Raw genomic sequence first — 7581 nt, 5'->3', positions numbered from 1 at the left:
CCGCGGGAGGGGCGCATGGGGCAGCGTAGCGTGTTATACGTAGGCCTTTAGCGGGGCGAGGTTGGCAGTTCCTTCAATGGATAGGAACTTGCCATGACTGTCTCGATCAACACGGCCCCGATCAGTCCGCTGCGCCAGCGGATGCAGCACGACATGATGATGCGGGGCCTCGGTCCCCACACCCAGAAGGATTACGTGCGCCATGTGAAGCGCCTGGCGGCTTTTCTGGGGCGCCCTCCCGATACGGCGACGCAAGACGACCTTCGCCGCTTTCAGATCATGCAACACGAGAGCGGTGTCAGACCAACGACCATCAACGGTACGGTGTCGGCGTTGCGCTTCCTGTACAATGTCACACTCAAGCGGCGCGATCTGTCACAGGCCCTGGTTGTCACTCGCATCGTACCGCGTCTTCCCGAAGTACTGAGCATCGAGGAGGCCGCGCGGTTGCTCCAGTCGGCGCCGGGCATAAAGTACAAGGCGGCGCTGGGCGTAGCCTATGGCGCGGGCCTGCGCGTATCCGAGGTCGCCCACCTCAAGGTCGACGATATCGACAGCACGCGCATGCTGATCCGCGTCGAACAGGGCAAAGGCGGGAAGGATCGCAACGCCATGCTCTCCCCCCATTTGCTCCAACTGCTGCGGATGTGGTGGCGTGAGGGCAGGAAGTGCGGGGTCCTGATCGCGCATGGCTGGCTGTTTCCGGGCCAGAACATTACCGACCCGATCTCGACCCGGCAGTTGCATCGCGCGGTTCAGGAGGCGGCCGAGGTGGCCGGCATCCGCAAGCGCGTCAGCCCTCACACCCTGCGTCATTCCTTCGCTACGCATCTGCTCGAGCAGGATGTCGATATCCGCGTGATCCAGGTCTTGTTGGGGCACAGCAAGCTGGAGACCACCGCGCTCTACACCAAGGTGTCCACCCGCACGATCCACGCCGTGTCGAGCCCACTCGACCAGTTGATGGCACTGATGGAGGGCAAGACGTCCACAGGATGAGCCGATGCGGCCCGACCTCGAGGTCGCGGACATCTTCCGCTCTGCTGGACCAGCCTACCGGGCAACCCATGCCGGGCACCTTGGCTTACCCCAGCTCAAGGTGATGTCCGCGATCGAGACCTGTCGCACCGCCGCCCTCGGTGGCCACGTCGAGGCTTGCGAGGATTGCGGGCATTGGCGGGTCGCCTACAACAGCTGTCGCAACCGGCATTGCCCCAAATGCCAGGGCGCCGCCGCGCGCACCTGGCTGGCTGAACGGGAGGCTGACCTGTTGCCGGTCGGTTACTTCCACGTCGTCTTCACGCTGCCGGCCGAGGTCGCCGACATCGCGTTCCAGAACAAAGCGCTGGTCTACGACCTGCTGTTCAAGGCGGCGTCGCAGGCGATGCTGACCATCGCCGCCGATCCCCGGCATCTGGGCGCCCGGATCGGGATCACCGCCGTGCTCCACACCTGGGGATCAGCCATGACCCACCATCCGCATGTTCACATGATCGTGCCGGGTGGCGGCATCGCGCACGATAAACGCCGCTGGATCTCCTCGCGGCCGGCCTTCCTCCTGCCCGTGCGCGTGCTGGGTGCGCTGTTCCGCCGGCTCTTCCTCACCCGGCTGAACGCTCTCCATGACGCAGGCAAGCTCGCCTTCTTTGGATCCATGACCGATCTGGCCGATCGCCCAACCTTCCTGCGCCACCTCGCCCCGGTGCGTAAGAAGCGTTGGGTGGTCTATGCCAAAGCGCCCTTTGCCGGGCCGGAGGCGGTGCTCGCCTACCTCTCGCGCTACACCCACCGCGTTGCCATCTCCAACCGTCGCCTGGTCGCCTTCGACGAGAATGGCGTCACTTTGCGCTACAAGGACTATCGCCTCGATGGCCCGGAACGGCAGAGTGTCATGACGCTCGCCGCCGATGAGTTCATCCGCCGCTTCCTGCTTCACGTCCTGCCGCGCGGCTTCCATCGCATCCGCCATTACGGCCTGCTCGCCAGCACCGCACGCCGGGACAATCTCGCGCTCGCTCGCCGACTACTTGCTGTCTCGGCGGAACCAGAAGCGCCAACGCCCGAAACTCCATCCGACACCTGCCCGCTATGCCCCTGCTGCGGCGGGCGCATGATCGTCATCGAAACCTTCGCGCGCTGGAACCAGCCACGCGCGCCGCCCAGGCCCATGACGCCAATCCGGGAGCTCGCCGCATGACCCGGCATGATCCGCCTACAGTCATGGCCCCGCAGATCGTGCGGCGGTCAACGAGCCGACTTGTCCCCGGCGCGTGCGGCATCCCAGTCCGCTCCTGGCATCATCGTCGACAGCGCGGCAAACACACCTCTGGGGCATCCCAACACCCGCCGCTGCACTGCTGTCCTGCATCCATCGACCTGCGCGCTTCACCCCGCCGAACCACCCGAAAGCGCAAATCCCCATAGCTCGACCTATAGGGCCCGCGGGTTCCTGCATGGCAGGCTTTCGTACGCAAGCGCCCGAAACCCTTCACCATTGTAGACGCTCAGCTGCAAATTGCTCTTCCCCAAGTGCGGCCCGTCTGCTTTCCCGCCTGTGTGATGACGACAGACGACTTCTCGGGTCCGGAAGAAGGCTGCTTAAGCTGGGAGGTAGACCAGTGCACGTTGAAGATCGGCGCGCTGCACGTTCTGGTATGGCCGTACTCGGCGGGCCTTATGTCCTGCTGAATTACGTTCCTAGGTCCCAATGACTGGTGGCCGAACGGTAGCAGCGCCTTGCGATACAACTATAATTGCCATCCAATTTATGCGATTGACTCGCAATAGCATATCTTTATGGACCCCTCGCAACGAGTGAGGGGAATAAATTCATGCGTATCAATCGCCAGTCCATGTCGTCCGCGACGGCCGTGGCAATCTATCTGATGACGGCGCCAAGCGCGGTTGCTGCCGAGGCAGAAGCCGAGGCCACCAGCCCGCCACGCGATGACATCATCGTGACCGGACTGCGCGAGGACAAGGGGCAGAACGCGGTGACGCAGGGCGGCGCACTTGGCAGCAAGCCGTTGCTCGATACCCCGTTCTCGGTGACAGTCGTGGACCGGGACGATATCGACAGGCGCCAAGCGACCTCGATCGGGCAGATATTCATCAACGACCCTGCGGTGTTTTCCTTTGCCACGGCAGGGACCACGAACTGGTGGGGCACGCAGATCCGCGGCCTTGGCGTACGCAATTATTACGTCGATGACGTGCCGCTGCTGCTTTATTGGGGCGGTGATTTCCCGCTGGAATCGATCGAAAGCGTCGAGGCGCTCAAGGGGCTGAGCGGCTTCATGTATGGCTTCGGAGCGCCGGGCGGCGTGATCAGCTATCGCACCAAGCGGCCTACCGAGACGCCGATGCTGTCTACCGAGATCGGCTGGCGCACGAACAGCGATTTCTTCGCGCGGATAGACGCCGGCGGGCCGCTGACCAGTGACGGAAATCTGGGCTATCGCCTCAACCTTGGCGGCGAGAAGGGCACGGCCTATAACGACGCCGGGGTGAACCGGATGGTCGGATCGCTGGCGCTGGAATATCAGGTCAGCCCCTCGCTCAAATGGTACGCCACCGCGACATACGAGGACAGCAAGCTGAAGCATGAGCCGTTCCAGATCTACTGGAGCGCTTACGAGGGCAGCCAGCTGCCCAAAGCGACCTACGACTATGACAAGCTGAACATCGACAACAGCTATTATCAGGCGCGTACCCTGGCGACGGCCACGGGGCTGGAGTGGCAGTTCGCCAAGGCCTGGTCGGCGAAGCTTACTTATGGCTATACCAGCAAACTGCACCATTCGAACAAGATGTTCGTCTATATGCTCAATCAGGCCGGCGACTATGACGGCTACGCCTATAACTTCGCCGAACTGGACAAGAACCATTTTGCGCAAGCCATGGTCCAGGGCGATTGGCAGACCGGTCCGATCCGGCACGAGATCGTCGCGGGCGCGTCGTTCATGGCCAATAGCGCCGACTTCGGCCTGAACGATTATTACTGGGGCGGGGATTTCAGCGGAAACATCTATCAGGACCAGAATTTCCGCGTGACCCGCGACATCGCGTACGGCACCGATGGCTCACCCACGCGCGAGCGGCAGTATGCCGGATTTCTGAGCGATACACTGCACCTGGGGGACCATGTTCAGGCGATGCTCGGACTGCGCTACACCCGCTACCGCCTGCTCGACACCGATGGCGATCCGTCAGAGGATAGCGGCTATCGCACTTCTGCCTTCACCCCCACGATTGCGCTGATCTACAAGCCGGTTCCCTCCGTCTCGATCTACGGCAGCTATGTCGAGGCGATGGAGGCGGGCAGCCACGTCAGCGGTGAATATGCGAACGTCGGCGAAGTGCTCAAGGCGACCATCAGCAAGCAGTACGAAGTGGGCGTGAAGGTCGAGCATGGCGGGCTCAGCCTCACCGGGGCGGGTTTTCGTATCGAGCGGGGCAATACGATTGACCAACTTGTGGGCGACCAGCGTTACCTGACGCAGGACGGGCTCACCGTTTACAGGGGCATAGAGGCCAGCGCCAGTTACCGTGTCGACAGGAACCTGCGCCTTGGGCTGGGTGCGGTGTACCTCGATCCGAGCATCCGAGACGTTTCCCCGGAAAACGCGGAACTGGTCGGCAATGTCCCGGCGGAAGCGGCCAGGTGGCAGGTGGTCGGCAATGCCGAATACTCCGTTCCAGCCGTGCCGGGTCTGAGCGTCCACGCCAACGCGCGCTATTTCGGCAAGGCGCCGACGGACGACTACAACCAGTTGTATATTCCCGGCCGGACGCTGGCCAGCATCGGCTTTCAGCATGAAGCCCTGATTGCCGATCACAAAGTGGTGTTCACCGGCAACATCAATAACCTGTTCAACAAAAAGTACTGGGGCCTCGGCAACATCGGGGAAGGCATCAACGGATCGCTCAGCGCCAAGATTTCCTGGTGATCATAGCGGAGGCTGGGAGGCAATGGGCTTTCCTCTCTTCTTGAAGCTAGCGGATCGCTATAGAGGGGGGCGGCTGCCAAGCGCGATCGCAGGATTGCTCAAGCTTGCCATCTGAACGAGAGGGGCAATTGGCGGAATTCGGTTCAAGCGCCCCTTCAGGGTCGTTCAGCAGCCAACTTCACGCTCTCAGGTGTGGACTGGCAGCTTCCTACACCCACAAGCGCTCTGAGTAGGAAAGCATCCAGGGCAAGATCGTCCTCACCGTCGCCTTATCGACGACCGCTCCAACTGCGGGATAATGATTTGATGCCCTGAATGGCGTAGCGCTTAGCCTGCCCCAAATCGTTGACCGCGAGGATGAGAACGGCTCATATCCTTACCGCAAATGTTGGAAACGAGGCGGCAAGGATGCGAGGGCGCGACGTTATCGCCGGGCTATCGATCGCTGGGCTCATGCTCCCGGAAGCGATCGCGTATGCCGGTATCGCCGGGCTTCCGCCGCAACGCGCGATTCTTGCGGCGATTGTGGGGGCCTGCGCGTACCTCACCGTGGGGCGCAGCCGGTTCGCGATCATCTCACCGACATCGTCTTCGGCCGCGATCCTAGCCGCCGCGCTCGCTTCGTTACCACCCGAGGGCATTTCGGCGGGTATGCTGGCGACGCTGATCGTCGGAATGGTCGGGGTGCTTTTCTGTGTCATAAGTGCAGCGCGGCTTGGGGGACTGGCAAGTTTCATATCGCGGCCTGTTTTGCGGGGATTTGCGTTCGGGCTGGCGATCACGATCATCGTCAAGCAGTTGCCGGTCGCTCTGGGCGTGTCGTTGCACTCATCGTCGATCGGGGCGTTACTCATCGCATTGCTGAGAGGCTTTGCGCAGTGGCATCTCGCCAGTCTGGCCACGGCTGCCTTCGCGCTTGCCACCTTACTGCTGTTGCGCAAGGTTCCGGCGGTTCCCGGGGCCTTTGTCGTGCTGGTCGGGGGCGTCGGCTCATCGATGTTGCTGGACCTCCCCGCGCATGGCGTCGCCAGCGTGGGGACGATCACGCTCGTACCGCGATGGGATGGGCTCGGCCTGCCGAACTGGAAGGAATTGTCGCGGATCTTACAACTGGCCGTGCCGATCGTGCTTATCCTGCTGGCCGAAAGCTGGGGCACGATGCGCACTCTGGCGCTGCGCCATGGCGACAGGGTGGACGCGAACCGCGAGATGGCGGCGCTGGGCATCGCCAACATTGCGGCCTGTGCGGTGCAGGGCATGCCGGTGGGGACAGGGTTCTCCGCAGGATCGGCGGCAGAGGCGGCCGGAAGCACCACGCGATGGACGGGGCTGGTGGCGGCGGGTGCGTTGGCGGCGCTGGTCGTTCTTGCCATGCCGCTGGTCGCGCGGTTGCCCGAACCGGTGCTTGCGGCGGTGGTCGTGGCGGCGCTTGCCCATGCGCTCGATCCGGGGCCGCTGATCCGGTTGTGGCGTATCCGGCGAGACGCTGCGGCGGCGCTGGGCGCGGCAGGGGGTGTGCTCGCGCTGGGCGTGCTCGATGGTATGCTGTTCGCCATCGGCCTGTCACTTGCACTGCTGATCCGGCGACTGGCAACTCCGCAACTGAGTATGCTTGGCCAGTTGGGTACGGGTCATGATTATGTGGACATCGCTCGGCACCCCGAGGTGTCCGTGCCCGCTGGTATGACGATCGTGCGCCCGGCGGAGCCCTTGTTCTTCGCCAACGCTGAGCGGGTGCTGGGCCGCATCGCAGACCTGCCTAGCCTGCGTTCGGATGGCGCCAAACTGATCATCAGCCTGGAAGAAAGCTTCGATATCGACAGCACCGCGCTCGATGCGTTGCTGGAATTCGCCGGCCAGATGCAGACGCGCGGCGTATCGCTGCGGCTGGCGCGGGTGCGCGATCACGTTCGTGACCTGATGGCGGCGGCGGACGCCGCCGATCTCATCGCGCGCAGCAGCTACAGCGTCGACGATGCCGTGCAGATGCTGGAAGAGGAGACGTCTCGATGCCGCACATAGCGCCGGAACCGTTACTGCACTCAGTCGCGCTGGACGCCCTGCGGCCCACCCAGATGACGGTAGGGCTGGCCGAAGTGGCGCGCAAGCGGGAGGAATGGAGCGGGCGCGATGATGCCGATCGCCCCGATTTCCTGGGACGGCACATGATACCGGTCGTGGTCGGACCGAAGGGGCGGCGGTGGATGGTCGATCATCATCATCTCGCCCGTGCACTGCATGACGAGGGTGTGCTCCACATTCTGGTGAGCGTCGTTGCCGACCTCAGCCATCTGAAGGCCGATGCCTTCATGACCTACATGGACAACCGCAACTGGCTGCACCCGTTCGACGATACAGGGCATCGGCAGGACTACAAAGCTATACCCAAGCACATCGGCAAGCTGACCGACGATCCTTATCGCTCGCTGGCCGGGCAACTGAGGCGCATGGGTGGCTACGCCAAGGTCGACATTCTCTACGCCGAGTTCCTCTGGGCCAGTTTCCTGCGGGACAGGATCAAGGCGTCGCGCCTGCGGGACGATTTCGACGGCTGCGTGGACAAGGCGCTGGTTCTGGCCCGATCGGCCCACGCGGCGCATCTCCCGGGGTGGGCCGGGCGCGCGGATTGAGG

The 7581-nt window shown here is 63.1% G+C and carries 5 protein-coding genes; all 5 read left to right on the top strand.

Annotated features, from left to right (window positions below):
• The first annotated feature begins 93 nt into the window (after window positions 1–93).
• The 5 genes from HWN72_RS19575 (at window position 94) to HWN72_RS19555 (ending at window position 7579) form a co-directional block, all read left to right on the top strand.
• Window positions 94–999, top strand: coding sequence for a site-specific integrase (locus HWN72_RS19575; protein WP_211151059.1), 906 nt, complete (start codon window positions 94–96; stop codon window positions 997–999).
• 4 nt (window positions 1000–1003) lie between these two features.
• A complete protein-coding gene (locus tag HWN72_RS19570; protein ID WP_211151058.1) occupies window positions 1004–2197 on the top strand; it encodes an IS91 family transposase in 1194 nt (397 codons plus the stop codon).
• Between the two features lie 634 nt (window positions 2198–2831).
• Window positions 2832–4949, top strand: a complete 2118-nt coding sequence (locus HWN72_RS19565) for a TonB-dependent siderophore receptor (protein ID WP_248006146.1) — start codon at window positions 2832–2834, stop codon at window positions 4947–4949.
• Window positions 4950–5306: 357 nt separating this feature from the next.
• The gene (locus HWN72_RS19560; RefSeq protein WP_309141580.1) at window positions 5307–6971 is read left to right on the top strand and encodes a SulP family inorganic anion transporter; all 1665 of its coding nucleotides are present in this window, start codon (window positions 5307–5309) and stop codon (window positions 6969–6971) included.
• Window positions 6959–7579: a ParB-like protein gene (locus tag HWN72_RS19555; protein WP_211151056.1), complete on the top strand. Its 621-nt coding sequence runs from the start codon at window positions 6959–6961 to the stop codon at window positions 7577–7579. Before HWN72_RS19560 ends, HWN72_RS19555 begins: the two co-directional genes overlap by 13 nt.
• Window positions 7580–7581: the final 2 nt, after the last annotated feature.

This window comes from Novosphingobium sp. HR1a, assembly GCF_015594425.1.
Lineage (GTDB): Bacteria > Pseudomonadota > Alphaproteobacteria > Sphingomonadales > Sphingomonadaceae > Novosphingobium > Novosphingobium resinovorum_A.
Note: the sequence above shows the minus strand (reverse complement) of the source record. Positions and strands in the feature narration are given on the sequence as shown.